The following is a 13,652-nucleotide window of genomic DNA, read 5'->3' as shown; positions in this document are numbered from 1 at the left end:
ATAAATCAAGCTGTACAAATAAGCATGCAAAAGAGGGTTAAACCTCAGAGGTTCCTATTTGCCCAATTTCGTCTTCGTCTTCAAAACCTACAGTTTCTTTGTAGACCTGATAAACCGGCAAATATGCAAACGATGCCGTAAAGAAGATGCCTATTCCGCATAGGAGCATCCCGACCAGCTGAGCCAAAAAGCCACTTATAAATATCAACCCAAAAGAAATCAACCATTTTTTATTGCCCAGTTTAAAGCAAAGCTTAATAATTTCCTTTGGTGATAATTCCGGATTAAAAGCAAATACTACCGAAACAAATGCCAATGGCACCGATACGTATATAACGGGGAAATAACACAATAAAGCGGCCAACAAAGCTATGCCAATACTAAAAAAAGAAAGTGTGAACAATTTTTTTAAATATATACCTTTAAGAAATACAAACATATCGCCCGTAGACGTTTCCATATCCATATCCCTTTTGTGCACCATTTTATAATAACCCGCCATTAAGCCAAGCATTACGGTTTGCATAACCAACATAACCGGGATTAGCAATAAAAAGAAGGGGAGCATGGTCCAGGGAGAAACATTTCCTGCTTGCATCTCTGGGTTGTTCGAGCCCACAACGGCCGCCCCTATAATAGGGATATACAGAATAATCATAGCTGGGATCATTAAAATAATGGTTGCTACAACCAAAAGCACCCCTTGACCCCAAGTTTTTTTAAAGAGGTCTATTGATTTGCTGAATATATTTCCAAAATCTAGCGGATTGTTACGCTCTATCCTTGATAGTACGGAAGAAAAGTTCATTAATGTTTGTTTTTTTTGATGGTTTATTGCCCAAAAATAGGTTTTTTCATCATATAACTAAGAAAACAAAGATAAAAATGACCGTTTCTTTAAATTGAATTCATTGAAAAGTTGCGTTAAAATTACGCTGACAATTTGTCACTAGAATAATTTTAATCATATCTTTGCACACAAATTGATTTTTTAAGGATACAATGGAGAAGATCATTGACGAAAAACAACAGGGGAACAGTTTGGTCCTAGAACAAAACAAGGCAAACAACCGCAAGCTTTATATAGAGAGTTACGGCTGCCAGATGAATTTTTCCGATAGCGAAATTGTAGCTTCCATTCTTGCCAAAGAAGGGTTTAATACAACCCAGCAAATGGAAGAAGCCGATTTGGTTTTGGTAAACACATGTTCCATTCGGGACAAGGCCGAACAAACCGTCCGCAAGCGCTTGGAGAAATTTAATGCCGTAAAGCGCATTAACCCAAAAATGAAAGTTGGCGTGTTGGGCTGTATGGCAGAACGGCTAAAAAGCAAGTTTCTCGAAGAAGAAAAAATTGTAGATATGGTCGTGGGGCCCGATGCCTACAAAGACCTCCCCAATTTAGTACAGGAAATAGACGAAGGAAGAAATGCCGTAAACGTTATCCTTTCTAAAGAAGAAACCTATGGCGACGTTGCCCCGGTGCGTTTAAACAGCAACGGCGTAAGTGCCTTTGTTTCCATTACACGCGGTTGCGACAATATGTGTACGTTTTGTGTTGTGCCTTTTACCAGAGGAAGAGAACGAAGCCGCGACCCGCAATCAATTTTAGACGAAGTAAACGATCTTTGGGACAGGGGCTTTAAAGAAATAACACTTTTAGGGCAAAACGTAGACAGCTATTTATGGTATGGGGGCGGCCTTAAAAAAGATTACGACAAGGCTACCGATATGCAAAAAGCCACGGCCGTAAATTTTTCCGGTCTATTGGCATTGGTTGCCGAAGCACAACCTAAAATGCGCATCCGTTTTTCAACTTCCAATCCACAGGACATGACTTTGGATGTTATTGAAACCATGGCGAAACACAACAATATCTGTAAATACATTCACCTTCCGGTGCAAAGCGGCAGCAACCGGATTTTAAAGGAAATGAACAGGCTTCATACCCGCGAAGAATATTTTGAACTGATCGACAACATCCGTAACATTATCCCCGATTGTGCCATTTCTCAGGATATGATTGCCGGATTCCCTACCGAGACAGAAGAAGACCATCAAGACACCTTATCGCTGATGGAATATGTAAAATACGATTTCGGCTTTATGTTTGCCTATTCGGAACGCCCGGGAACTTTAGCCGAAAGAAAAATGGAAGATGACGTTCCAGAGGAAGTTAAAAAACGACGATTGACAGAAATTATCAATCTTCAGCAAAAACACGCGCTGTACCGCACACAACAGCATGTAGGCAAAACAGAAGAAGTTCTTATTGAAGGGACTTCAAAAAAATCTAATGCACACTGGATGGGCAGAAATACGCAAAATACTGTAGTTGTTTTCCCAAAAGAAAGCTATAAAATAGGAGAATTTGTCAACGTTAAGATAAACGAATGTACCGCGGCAACGCTAATTGGCGAAGCCGTTGGATATTCTGAAAACAATTAACAGGAAATCCTCAACAAAACAAAATAAAACATGGAAAGCGTCCAGGCTATCAAACAACGTTTTGGCATTATTGGCAACGACATCAAACTAAATCGTGCCATCGAAAAGGCCATTCAGGTGGCTCCAACAGACATTTCGGTGCTCATCACCGGGGAAAGTGGGGTTGGAAAAGAGGCTTTGCCCAAAATAATCCATTCCCTATCGCACAGAAAACACGGGAAATTTATTGCCGTAAACTGTGGCGCCATTCCCGAAGGAACTATAGATTCTGAATTATTCGGGCACGAAAAAGGGGCGTTTACAGGAGCCACACAAACACGGAGCGGTTATTTTGAAGAAGCCGATGGCGGTACTATTTTTTTAGACGAAGTGGGCGAGCTTCCGTTAACCACCCAAGTACGTTTGCTCAGGGTTTTGGAAAATGGGGAATTCCTAAAAGTAGGTTCTTCAAAAGTTCAAAAAACAGATGTCAGGATTGTAGCCGCAACCAACATCAACATGTTTGAAGCCATTGAGAAAGAAAAGTTTCGCGAAGACCTATATTACCGTTTAAGCACCGTTGAAATACACTTGCCACCGCTTCGCGAGCGCAAAGACGACATTCATTTATTATTCAGGAAATTCGCTTCGGATTTTGCACAGAAATACAAAATGCCCACAATCCGCTTGGAAGACGATGCCATTAAACTGCTAAACAAATACAGATGGTCCGGAAATGTGCGCCAGCTACGCAATATTGCCGAGCAAATTTCCGTTTTGGAACAAAACAGGAGTATTACGTATGAAACGCTCCGCAGTTACCTTCCCGATGCAGGGAGCAACCTGCCCGCTGTTATAAAAAACCAGAAATCGGAAAGCGACTTTAGCAGTGAAAGGGAAATTTTGTACAAAATTCTTTTTGATATGAAAGGCGACCTCAACGACCTAAAAAAACTCACCCTGGAATTAATGAAAGACGGCAATAACGGAGAGAAGGTGCAACAGGAAAACAAAACGCTCATCAATAAAATCTACGGAAACGAAAGCGAAATAGATTACGAGCAGGCCGACGAGGAAGATGCCATGGAAATCCTTCAAATAGAACACCAAAAAAGCAATCCGCAACCACCCGTTGTTGAAGACAAATACCATTTTGCCGAAGAAATCGAAGAGGAAGAAACCCTTTCCCTGCACGATAAAGAATTAGAATTAATAAAAAAGGCTTTGGAGCGCAATAAAGGGAAAAGAAAAGCGGCAGCTACCGAACTGGGAATTTCCGAACGCACACTTTACCGGAAAATCAAACAATATGATTTATAACAATTAATCCCGAAGGGCAAACCCAATTAAATTTATCAATTGAAACTAAAAAATTAAACACCCTGCTTCAGTAACATGAAAAAAATTTTTGTACTTTTTATAGCAATAATAACAATGCAAGGTTGCGGCCCATACTCTTTTACAGGGGTAAACACCACCGCAGAAACCTTTCAGGTAAACTTTTTTAGAAACGAAGCCCCCATTGTGGAGCCGGGACTGGATTACGATTTTACCAACGCCTTACAGGACTTGATTGTAAACCAGACCAATTTGCAATTGGTAAACCGAAACGCCGATTTGATTTATGAAGGCGAAATTACAGATTACCGCGTCTCCCCCATGTCGGCCACGGCCGACCAGACCGCTGCGCAGAATAGGCTTACAATTGGTGTGAACGTTCGCTTTTTTAATGCAGACAACCCGGAAGAAGACTTTGAAAGGAAATTCTCCTTCTTTTACGATTATCCGGCAGCGACACAATTGGTAACGGTAAAACAAACGGCGCACGAAGAAATATTTGAAAGAATTACGCAAGACATTTTTAACGAAACCCTGGCAAACTGGTAATGCATGAACGTATCTGATTTTTCTCATCTATTACAAAAACCTGAAAATATTTCACAGGAACATGTCGATTCCCTTAAAAAGATTATCGAGGAGTACCCTTATTTTCAGGCGGTACGCGCCATTTACTTAAAAGCGCTAAAAGACGGGGAAAGTTTTAAATACAATGCAGCGCTAAAATCTACCGCCGCATATACCACCGACCGTTCCATACTTTTTGAATATATCACGTCAAAGGAATTTAACCAGCATGCCATTGCAAAAAAAATAACCCTGCAAACGGCCAATGAAGAATTGTATGCCATAAACGTAGATGCCGAAGAACTCATTATAAGGAACAATAAAACATCTTTTGACTTTAATGAGGTAAATGCCCATGCCGTAATGGATCCCGAATTGTTTCAGCCAAAAAAAGAAGACGGGCAAATTGATGATGAAGAAGAGCCGGAGAAGAACCACAATAACCTACAACTGGGCAAACCTTTGGAATTTGACCGCTCCGAAACACATTCATTCACAGAATGGATGCAGCTTTCCTCTACAGCCAAACCCGTAAATAGAAACGAACAGGCCCAAGAGAAAACGCTGGAAACAAAAAAAGAAAAAAAATCTTCCATTGAAGGAAAATTAAAACTTATTGATAAATTTATAGAAAACAACCCAAAAATACCCCCGGTTAGCGATAAAATAAGCAAAGTAAACCTAGCCAAAGAGAACATGGTTGAAAAAAGCGAGCTTATGACCGAAACTTTGGCCCGGGTATACTTGGAACAAAAGAAGTATAAAAAAGCAATTCAGGCATATAAAATTTTAAGTTTGAAATATCCGGAAAAAAGTGGTTTCTTTGCAGACCAAATTAATGCAATAAAGAAATTAAAAGAAAGTAATTGATATAGAAATGAGTACATTTTCAATTTTTTTGGTGCTAATTATAATAGTAGCCTTTTTGTTAGTTTTAGTGATTATGGTGCAAAACCCTAAAGGAGGCGGGCTGTCTTCTTCTTTTGGAGGTGGCGGTAGCCAAATAGTTGGCGGTGTTAAAAAAACAGGAGACTTCTTGGACAAAAGCACCTGGACTTTGGCAACTGTTTTGGTAGCTTTAATCTTGCTGTCAAACATTACATTAATGTCAAACAACAATACGTCCGACTCAAAATTGCTGGAAAACAGCGATGTTGAAAATACGGCACCAAGCACATCCTTGCCTGCTGCTGAGCAACAAGCACCAGCCAATACCACTACAGACACTACAGAAGCACAATAAAAATATAATCCCATATAAAAAATGCCAGCTTGTCACTAAGCTGGCATTTTTTATTGCCCAAAATAACTGTCACCAGTCATAAAAGCCCTAAAAACGGCTCCCTTCCCTACCGTATACGACAAAATATGCAACCATATACACTTAAGTGAGTAAAATTGTCAGTTTCCTTTCAATGGCATAATTTCTGCCTCTTACTTGAAAGTAAATTTTAAAATTAATTAATCAAATATTAAAAAATATGTCGAAGTTAAACATTAAACCACTTGCAGACAGAGTTCTTATAGAGCCCTTAGCAGCTGAAACTAAAACGGCTTCAGGAATTATTATCCCAGACAACGCCAAAGAAAAACCTCAGAAGGGAACCGTGGTAGCAGTAGGCCCAGGTACTAAAGACGAAAAAGTAACTGTAAAAGTTGGCGATACTGTTTTATACGGGAAATACGCAGGTACCGAACTAAAGCTTGAAGGTACAGACTACCTAATTATGCGTGAAAGCGATATTCTTGCAATTGTTTAAGCTTGCAATTCGCTACAAAAACTTAAAACAAAAATCTAATAACAAGTTAAACAAGCTTAAAGCACAACAACTTTAGGCATAAAGCAAATAAAATCATGGCAAAAGATATAAAATTTGACATTCAGGCACGCGACGGACTAAAGCGCGGTGTTGACGCTTTGGCAAATGCAGTAAAAGTAACCTTAGGCCCTAAAGGACGTAATGTAATTATAAACAAATCCTTTGGTGCCCCACAAGTAACAAAAGACGGTGTTTCTGTTGCAAAGGAAATCGAATTGGAAGATGCGCTTGAAAACATGGGAGCGCAAATGGTAAAAGAAGTAGCCTCTAAAACCAACGACCTTGCCGGAGATGGTACAACAACTGCAACCGTACTTGCCCAGGCAATCGTAAAAGAGGGCCTTAAAAACGTTACTGCGGGTGCTAACCCAATGGACCTTAAAAGAGGTATCGACAAAGCTGTTGACGCTATTGTAGCCGACCTTAAAAAACAAGCACAGGAAGTTGGGGATTCTTCAGAAAAAATAAAACAAGTTGCCGCCATTTCTGCCAATAACGACGACACCATTGGAGAATTAATAGCCCAGGCATTTGGCAAAGTCGGCAAAGAAGGCGTTATAACCGTAGAAGAAGCCAAAGGGACAGACACTTATGTAGATGTTGTTGAAGGTATGCAGTTTGATAGAGGATACCTTTCTCCCTACTTTGTGACCGATACCGATAAAATGATTGCCGACCTAGATAATCCGTACATCCTTTTATTCGACAAGAAAATATCGAACCTTCAGGAAATCCTTCCAATCCTTGAGCCTGTTGCCCAATCTGGAAGACCTCTTTTAATTATTGCTGAAGATGTAGACGGTCAAGCATTGGCTACATTGGTGGTAAACAAATTAAGAGGCGGGTTAAAAATTGCTGCCGTTAAGGCTCCTGGTTTTGGAGACAGACGTAAAGCAATGCTTGAAGATATTGCAATTTTAACCGGAGGTACCGTAATTTCTGAAGAAAGAGGATTTTCTCTTGAAAATGCTTCTTTAGATATGCTTGGTACTGCCGAAACCGTAACCATCGATAAAGACAACTCAACAATTGTAAACGGTGGCGGAGATGCAGAAACCATTAAAGCAAGAGTAAACCAGATTAAGGCACAAATAGACACAACTACATCTGATTATGATAAAGAAAAACTTCAAGAGCGTTTGGCCAAATTGGCCGGCGGAGTTGCCGTTCTTTATGTAGGTGCAGCCTCTGAAGTTGAAATGAAAGAGAAAAAAGACCGTGTTGACGATGCACTACATGCTACAAGAGCAGCCGTAGAAGAAGGTATTGTTGCCGGTGGCGGTGTGGCCTTGTTACGCGCCAAATCGGTGCTTAACAAAGTTAAAGCCGATAACGATGACGAAGAAACAGGTATCCAAATTGTAACACGCGCCATTGAAGCACCACTAAGAACTATTGTGGAGAATGCAGGTAAAGAAGGCTCTGTAGTTGTTGCCAAGGTATACGACGGGAAAGGCGACTTTGGTTACAATGCCAAAACAGACGAATACGTGAAAATGCTAAAAGCAGGTATTATAGACCCTACCAAAGTAACAAGAATTGCACTGGAGAATGCTGCATCTGTTTCTGGTATGATCTTAACTACCGAGTGTTCACTTACAGATATCAAGGAAGATGCTCCGGCAATGCCTCCAATGGGCGGCGGCGGAATGCCAGGAATGATGTAAAAATCATACTTTCCGTAAAACTTTTTAAAACCGCACTGAAAATTCAGTGCGGTTTTTTGTTGTGCCCAGGTTTATTTTTTTCGATTGAAGCAAAAAAGCTTAAACGGGTCGTTAAGTATAACTATCTTTATAAAAAACTCATTCCATGTCCAACAAAGGTTTAATTATAGAAGAACGTGCCCGCGATATTGGCGACTTTCTCGTTGGAAGATTACTCCCTTTCAGAAAAAAAAAGAATGGTGGGCCCGTTTATTTTTATCGCTCATATGGGGCCAGCAACCATTAAAAAAAAACAGTTATGTAGATATTGGTCAGCACCCGCATATTGGGCTCTCTACTTTAACATACCTATTTGAAGGCGAAATAAGGCACCGCGATAGTTTAGGGAGCGACCAAGTAATTACGGCTGGAGCTGTAAACTGGATGACTGCCGGAAACGGTGTAACGCACACCGAACGTACACCTGAACATTTGCGGGACAACGGCGAACACTCCATGCACGGTTTTCAAATTTGGGCTGCCCTATCCAAAGAGCTGGAACAAATGGAACCCGAATTTCATCATATTGAAAAAGAACAACTTCCTAAGTGGAAAGAAAACGGTGCGGACTTCACTTTAATTGCCGGCGAGGGTTACGGAAGAAAATCGCCCGTGCCCGTACATTCTCCTTTATTTATGATTGAGGTAAAAACCAGTAACGAAACTCCGTTGCAAATCATAGATCAGGTAAAAGGCGAAATTGGCATTTGTGTTGTAAAAGGAAATATCATGGCCTGCGGTGAAAAAATTGAAGGAGGCAATATGAATGTTTCAAAAACTGAAGATGCCTGCAAGGTAACGATTGCCCCAAACAGCCATTTATTATTGTTTGGCGGCGAGGCCTTTCCCGCGGAACGCTTTATTTTTTGGAATTTTGTAGCTTCATCTCAAGAAACTATTGAAAAGGCAAAACTACGATGGAAAAACAAAGAATTTCCAAAAGTGGCCAACGACGATTCTTATATAAAAATGCCCGGTTAAACAACTGCAAAACATTTAAAAAACAAGCCCGTTAAATTTGCTTTAACGGGCTTGACCAACATATTTGTTTGCAATTATTCATCACCTATTTTGTCGATGGTTTCATCTACTTCTTCGTCCACCTCTTCATCTACCTCTTTTCCAACACGTTCAAGAACACCTTCTTCCTCCACATCTTCTGTGGTTGTGGATTCTTCTTTAATTATCACTTCTTTTTCTTTTGTTTTCTCTTTACAGGAAACTAATGTGCCACCGAAAAATAACAACATGGCACAACTTAATACAATCTTTTTCATAATTGTGTGTTTTTATAAGTTTATGAATCAACAATATAAGTTTTTTTCTAGAAGTAAAAAAATTCCTGTTAAAAGTAACCAAGCCATAACAGTATATAAACCCATTTCTGCATGTATTAAGATAACGGATAGCGCCTTCATTAAAAAAATATGCCTTGTCATGCAGGATGTCTTTTATAACAGAAAACTTTTGCGGCACAAACTTCATCAGCAATAAACTTTATCCTAATTTTGCCAAAATTAAATTCTTATGACATTTGAAGCCCTAAAACCCATGGTTTCCTCGATAATTAATGACAAAGTACTGATTACTGAAGAAAAGCTTTCCAAAATATGCGAACTTTTAAAAGAAAATATAGAATACTACAATTGGGTAGGTTTTTATTTTAAGAATGGAGACAAAGATGAGTTAAAGCTCCACGCGTTTGCAGGAGAGCCAACAGACCACACCATTATACCGTTTGGAAAGGGGATTTGTGGGCAAGTAGCGTTTTCCAATAGGAATTTTGTAGTTCCCGATGTAAAAGCACAAAACAATTATATAGCTTGTAGTATTTTTGTAAAAGCAGAAATAGTTATACCATTGTTTGTAAATGGTGAAAATGTGGGTCAGATCGATATCGATTCGCATACGGCAGACCCTTTTACCAATAAAGACGAAGATTTTTTGGAATTTGTAAACGGCGAGGTTGCAAAAATTTTGTAAATCAGCTGGAGTTTAGCAATAAAACCAAGATTTTCCATAGATACAACACAACATTTTAAAGCAAAAAAACTACTTTTGCACTCCAAAACAACTCAATAACAATGAACAATTTAAAACAAGCTAAATCAGCTTTAATTTCCGTATTCAGCAAAGACGGCCTGGAACCCATTGTAAAAAAATTAGACGAACTGGGTGTAACTATTTATTCTACAGGAGGAACCGAGAAATTTATCAAAGACCTTGGCATAGAAGTAGTTCCCGTAGAAGATGTTACCAGTTATCCTTCCATTTTGGGAGGAAGGGTTAAAACACTTCACCCTAAAGTTTTTGGCGGAATCTTGAACCGTCAAGACCATGAAGGCGATGCTGCCGAGCTTGAAAAATACGAAATTCCCCAATTGGACATTGTTATTGTAGACTTATATCCTTTTGAAAAAACAGTGGCCAGTGGAGCCAGCGAACAAGATATAATTGAAAAAATTGACATCGGCGGAATTTCTTTAATAAGGGCCGCTGCCAAAAACTACAAAGATGTGCTTTGTGTTTCCTCCATGGAAGATTACGACGAAACTTTAAGCATTCTAGTAAACCAAAACGGTCAAACTTCTTTAGAAGACAGAAGACGCTTTGCGGCCAAAGCTTTTAATATCTCCTCTCATTACGACAGCGCTATCTTTAATTACTTCAACCAGACCGAAAAGCTGGAAGCATTTAAAGTAAGCGAGCACAAAGGACAAACATTGAGATATGGAGAAAATCCGCACCAAAAAGGATATTTCTACGGAAACCTCGACCAAATGTTCGACAAACTTCACGGAAAAGAACTTTCTTACAATAATTTACTGGATGTTGATGCGGCCGTTAATTTAATTGGAGAATTTAAAAATGATGAACCTACATTTGCCATTTTAAAACACAACAATGCATGTGGAGTTGCAACCAGAAAAACTATCCATCAGGCATATGTAGATGCCTTGGCTGGCGATCCTGTTTCGGCTTTTGGTGGGATTTTAATTGCAAATACTGAAATTGACAAAGCAACGGCAGCAGAAATTCATAATTTATTCTGCGAAGTGGTTATCGCCCCTTCGTATACCAATGAAGCGCTGGAAGTTTTAAAAGGAAAGAAAAACCGGATTATATTGGTTCAAAAAGACATCAACCTTCCTAACTCGTCGGTACGCTCATGCTTAAACGGGGTTTTGGTTCAGGAAAAAGACTTAAAAACCGACACAAAAGAAGACCTTTCTTACGAAACCAACAATAAACCATCCGAAAAAGAGTTAGATGATTTGTTATTTGCTTCCAAAATATGCAAGCACACCAAATCCAACACCATTGTCCTTGCCAAAAACCAGCAATTATGTGCCAGCGGCACAGGACAGACCAGTAGAGTTGATGCATTGAGGCAGGCAATAGAGAAAGCAGCATCTTTTAAATTCGACCTTCACGGGGCAGCCATGGCAAGCGATGCATTTTTCCCTTTTCCAGACTGTGTTGAGATTGCTCACAAAGCCGGGATTTCAACCGTTATCCAACCAGGGGGCTCAATAAAAGATCAATTAAGCATAGATTATTGTAATGAAAATAATGTTGCAATGGTATTTACCGGAACGCGCCATTTTAAACATTAATTTTATTACATTTGAAAGATTATAAATAAAAATCCCTTATAGGTTTTCTGTAAGGGATTCAATAAAATATAAACAGCCGGTTTTAATGCCGGAAAATTAAAAGGAATAACCAGATTAACACCAGAATAATTCATGGGATTTTTTGACTTCTTAACCGAAGAAATTGCAATAGACCTCGGAACAGCCAACACGCTGATTATACACAACGACAAAGTTGTTGTGGACAGCCCGTCTATTGTAGCCAGAGACCGAATGACCGGCAAAATTATAGCAGTTGGAAAAGAAGCCAGCATGATGCAGGGGAAAACCCATGAAAACATAAAAACCATACGGCCGCTTAAAGATGGTGTAATAGCCGATTTTGATGCTTCTGAAAAAATGATAAACATGTTCATTAAGGGGATTCCGGCATTAAAAAAGCGCTTTTTTCAGCCTACCTTAAAAATGGTTATCTGTATCCCTTCCGGGATTACGGAAGTAGAAATGCGGGCGGTAAAAGAATCGGCCGAACGTGTAAACGGAAAAGAAGTTTACCTAATACACGAACCCATGGCCGCCGCTATTGGTATTGGTCTGGACATTATGCAACCAAAAGGGAACATGATTGTGGACATAGGTGGCGGTACCACCGAAATTGCAGTAATTGCATTAGGCGGTATTGTATGCGATAAATCGGTTAAAATTGCCGGTGATGTTTTTACAAACGATATTATTTATTACATGCGTACCCAGCATAACCTATATGTTGGGGAAACAACTGCCGAAAATATAAAAATTGCCATTGGTGCCGCAACTGAAGATTTAGAAATTCCACCGGAAGAAATGAGTGTTCAAGGACGCGATTTACTTACCGGAAAACCCAAACAGGTACAAATTTCGTTCAGGGAAATAGCCAAGGCTTTGGATAAGTCCATTTTACGGATTGAAGATGCCGTTATGGAAACATTATCGCAGACTCCGCCAGAATTGGCTGCCGACATATATAATACCGGTATTTATTTAGCCGGCGGTGGATCGATGCTCCGCGGGTTGGACAAACGTATTTCGCAAAAAACCGACCTTCCTGTTTATATTGCAGAAGACCCCTTGCGGGCCGTTGTGCGTGGAACGGGAATTGCTTTAAAGAATTTAGAAAAGTATAAACCAATCTTGATAAAATAGAATTAGTGAATGCAACAGATTGTCAATTTTTTAATAAGGAATAAGACCTTTATTACCTTTCTATTGCTTTTTAGTTTCTCACTTTTTCTTATTGTACAATCGCATTCATATCAAAAAACAAAACTCCTTAACTCTGCAAATTGGGTTTCAGGAGGTATTTACAATAGTACCAACAATATTTCAGACTATTTTCACTTAAAAGATTACAACAAACAGTTAGTTGAAGAAAACCTTCGGTTAAGAAAGTTATTGTTAAAGGAAGGATTAAATGTCAACGATTCAATATCGTATACCGATTCGCTGTCTTCAAATTACAGGTTGCACCAAGCTGCTGTTATTAAAAACAGTTACAATTTACAACGCAATTACCTGGTTATAAACAAAGGTTCCAACGACAGTATACGCCAAGACATGGGAGTAATTACTTCCAACGGTATAGTTGGGATTGTAGAGAATACATCGAGCAACTACGCCAATGTACAATCTGTTTTAAACTCGCTTTCAGAAATAAACGCTTCCATTAAGAATACCAACAACTTTGGTTCCTTAAAATGGAACGGCAAAGACTTTAATACAGTACAGTTGGTAGATATTTTAAGGGCTGCCCCCATTAAAAAAGGAGATACCATTATTACCGGCGGTATGTCCAGCATTTTTCCTAAAGGGATTTTAATAGGGACCATAAAAGATTTTTCATTAGACATTTCAGAAAATTACTACCTTATTGATGTTGAGCTTTTTAATGACATGACCACCGTTGATCATGTATATGTTATTGAAAATCTGGACAGGAATGAAATAATGAACCTGGAAAATAGTATCGATGAATAAAACAACTTTTATAAATACGGTCCGCTTTATATTGTTGATACTTTTACAGGTAATAATTTTTAACAACATTAATTTTTTGGGGTATATAAACCCATATATCTACATACTGTTTATTATATTTTTTCCATTTGATAAGGACAATAGGATATTGTTCCTCTTTTTTTCTTTTCTATTGGGACTCAGTA

At 39.1% G+C, this 13,652-nt stretch carries 13 protein-coding genes and 1 pseudogene; 12 read left to right on the top strand and 2 right to left on the bottom strand.

Annotated features, from left to right (window positions below):
* Positions 1-37 precede the first annotated feature (37 nt).
* Positions 38-808: a hypothetical protein gene (locus UXI14_RS12915; RefSeq protein WP_335966492.1), complete on the bottom strand. Its 771-nt coding sequence runs from the start codon at positions 806-808 to the stop codon at positions 38-40.
* Between the two features lie 194 nt (positions 809-1,002).
* On the opposite strand from UXI14_RS12915, the gene miaB reads away from it, so the two are divergent.
* The 8 genes and pseudogenes from miaB to UXI14_RS12875 all read left to right on the top strand — a co-directional run bounded on the left by miaB (position 1,003) and on the right by UXI14_RS12875 (position 8,839).
* Positions 1,003-2,448, top strand: a complete 1,446-nt coding sequence (gene miaB, locus UXI14_RS12910) for a tRNA (N6-isopentenyl adenosine(37)-C2)-methylthiotransferase MiaB (RefSeq protein WP_335966491.1) — start codon at positions 1,003-1,005, stop codon at positions 2,446-2,448.
* 30 nt (positions 2,449-2,478) lie between these two features.
* Positions 2,479-3,747, top strand: coding sequence for a sigma-54 dependent transcriptional regulator (locus UXI14_RS12905; protein WP_335966490.1), 1,269 nt, complete (start codon positions 2,479-2,481; stop codon positions 3,745-3,747).
* 75 nt (positions 3,748-3,822) lie between these two features.
* Complete coding sequence (locus tag UXI14_RS12900) at positions 3,823-4,314, top strand: LptE family protein (protein ID WP_277901287.1); 492 nt, start codon at positions 3,823-3,825, stop codon at positions 4,312-4,314.
* Between the two features lie 3 nt (positions 4,315-4,317).
* A complete protein-coding gene (locus tag UXI14_RS12895) occupies positions 4,318-5,202 on the top strand; it encodes a hypothetical protein (RefSeq protein ID WP_335966489.1) in 885 nt (294 codons plus the stop codon).
* Positions 5,203-5,209: 7 nt separating this feature from the next.
* Positions 5,210-5,575: a preprotein translocase subunit SecG gene (gene secG / locus UXI14_RS12890; RefSeq protein ID WP_335966488.1), complete on the top strand. Its 366-nt coding sequence runs from the start codon at positions 5,210-5,212 to the stop codon at positions 5,573-5,575.
* Between the two features lie 238 nt (positions 5,576-5,813).
* The gene (locus UXI14_RS12885) at positions 5,814-6,092 is read left to right on the top strand and encodes a co-chaperone GroES (protein ID WP_277901284.1); all 279 of its coding nucleotides are present in this window, start codon (positions 5,814-5,816) and stop codon (positions 6,090-6,092) included.
* A 95-nt stretch (positions 6,093-6,187) separates the two neighbouring features.
* Positions 6,188-7,819 carry a chaperonin GroEL gene (gene groL, locus UXI14_RS12880; RefSeq protein ID WP_335966487.1) on the top strand — a complete coding sequence of 544 codons (1,632 nt, stop codon included), beginning with the start codon at positions 6,188-6,190 and terminating at the stop codon, positions 7,817-7,819.
* Positions 7,820-7,964: 145 nt separating this feature from the next.
* A pseudogene (locus tag UXI14_RS12875) lies at positions 7,965-8,839 on the top strand (pirin family protein).
* A gap of 74 nt (positions 8,840-8,913) precedes the next feature.
* Here the strand turns inward: UXI14_RS12875 and UXI14_RS12870 are convergent.
* Positions 8,914-9,135, bottom strand: a complete 222-nt coding sequence (locus UXI14_RS12870; RefSeq protein WP_335966486.1) for a hypothetical protein — start codon at positions 9,133-9,135, stop codon at positions 8,914-8,916.
* Positions 9,136-9,385: 250 nt separating this feature from the next.
* On the opposite strand from UXI14_RS12870, the gene UXI14_RS12865 reads away from it, so the two are divergent.
* The 4 genes from UXI14_RS12865 to mreC all read left to right on the top strand — a co-directional run bounded on the left by UXI14_RS12865 (position 9,386) and on the right by mreC (position 13,467).
* On the top strand, positions 9,386-9,841 hold the full coding sequence (locus UXI14_RS12865; protein WP_335966485.1) for a GAF domain-containing protein: 456 nt from the start codon (positions 9,386-9,388) through the stop codon (positions 9,839-9,841).
* A 101-nt stretch (positions 9,842-9,942) separates the two neighbouring features.
* Positions 9,943-11,475: a bifunctional phosphoribosylaminoimidazolecarboxamide formyltransferase/IMP cyclohydrolase gene (purH, locus tag UXI14_RS12860; RefSeq protein WP_335966484.1), complete on the top strand. Its 1,533-nt coding sequence runs from the start codon at positions 9,943-9,945 to the stop codon at positions 11,473-11,475.
* Positions 11,476-11,607: 132 nt separating this feature from the next.
* The gene (locus UXI14_RS12855; protein WP_277901279.1) at positions 11,608-12,636 is read left to right on the top strand and encodes a rod shape-determining protein; all 1,029 of its coding nucleotides are present in this window, start codon (positions 11,608-11,610) and stop codon (positions 12,634-12,636) included.
* Between the two features lie 9 nt (positions 12,637-12,645).
* Positions 12,646-13,467, top strand: a complete 822-nt coding sequence (gene mreC / locus UXI14_RS12850; protein WP_335966483.1) for a rod shape-determining protein MreC — start codon at positions 12,646-12,648, stop codon at positions 13,465-13,467.
* The last annotated feature ends 185 nt before the right edge of the window (positions 13,468-13,652 follow it).

The sequence above is a fragment of the Galbibacter sp. PAP.153 genome (assembly GCF_037029175.1).
In the GTDB taxonomy this organism is placed as follows: domain Bacteria; phylum Bacteroidota; class Bacteroidia; order Flavobacteriales; family Flavobacteriaceae; genus Galbibacter; species Galbibacter pacificus.
Note: the sequence above shows the minus strand (reverse complement) of the source record. Positions and strands in the feature narration are given on the sequence as shown.

What these genes read in the sequence shown, in the direction of transcription:
- secG (WP_335966488.1), top strand. Translation starts at nt 5,210, where the DNA reads ATGAGTACATTTTCAATTTTTTTGGTGCTAATTATAATAGTAGCCTTT.
- UXI14_RS12905 (WP_335966490.1), top strand. Translation starts at nt 2,479, where the DNA reads ATGGAAAGCGTCCAGGCTATCAAACAACGTTTTGGCATTATTGGCAAC.
- UXI14_RS12885 (WP_277901284.1), top strand. Translation starts at nt 5,814, where the DNA reads ATGTCGAAGTTAAACATTAAACCACTTGCAGACAGAGTTCTTATAGAG.
- mreC (WP_335966483.1), top strand. Translation starts at nt 12,646, where the DNA reads ATGCAACAGATTGTCAATTTTTTAATAAGGAATAAGACCTTTATTACC.
- UXI14_RS12865 (WP_335966485.1), top strand. Translation starts at nt 9,386, where the DNA reads ATGACATTTGAAGCCCTAAAACCCATGGTTTCCTCGATAATTAATGAC.
- UXI14_RS12895 (WP_335966489.1), top strand. Translation starts at nt 4,318, where the DNA reads ATGAACGTATCTGATTTTTCTCATCTATTACAAAAACCTGAAAATATT.
- UXI14_RS12900 (WP_277901287.1), top strand. Translation starts at nt 3,823, where the DNA reads ATGAAAAAAATTTTTGTACTTTTTATAGCAATAATAACAATGCAAGGT.
- miaB (WP_335966491.1), top strand. Translation starts at nt 1,003, where the DNA reads ATGGAGAAGATCATTGACGAAAAACAACAGGGGAACAGTTTGGTCCTA.
- UXI14_RS12915 (WP_335966492.1), bottom strand. Translation starts at nt 808, where the DNA reads ATGAACTTTTCTTCCGTACTATCAAGGATAGAGCGTAACAATCCGCTA.
- purH (WP_335966484.1), top strand. Translation starts at nt 9,943, where the DNA reads ATGAACAATTTAAAACAAGCTAAATCAGCTTTAATTTCCGTATTCAGC.
- groL (WP_335966487.1), top strand. Translation starts at nt 6,188, where the DNA reads ATGGCAAAAGATATAAAATTTGACATTCAGGCACGCGACGGACTAAAG.
- UXI14_RS12855 (WP_277901279.1), top strand. Translation starts at nt 11,608, where the DNA reads ATGGGATTTTTTGACTTCTTAACCGAAGAAATTGCAATAGACCTCGGA.
- UXI14_RS12870 (WP_335966486.1), bottom strand. Translation starts at nt 9,135, where the DNA reads ATGAAAAAGATTGTATTAAGTTGTGCCATGTTGTTATTTTTCGGTGGC.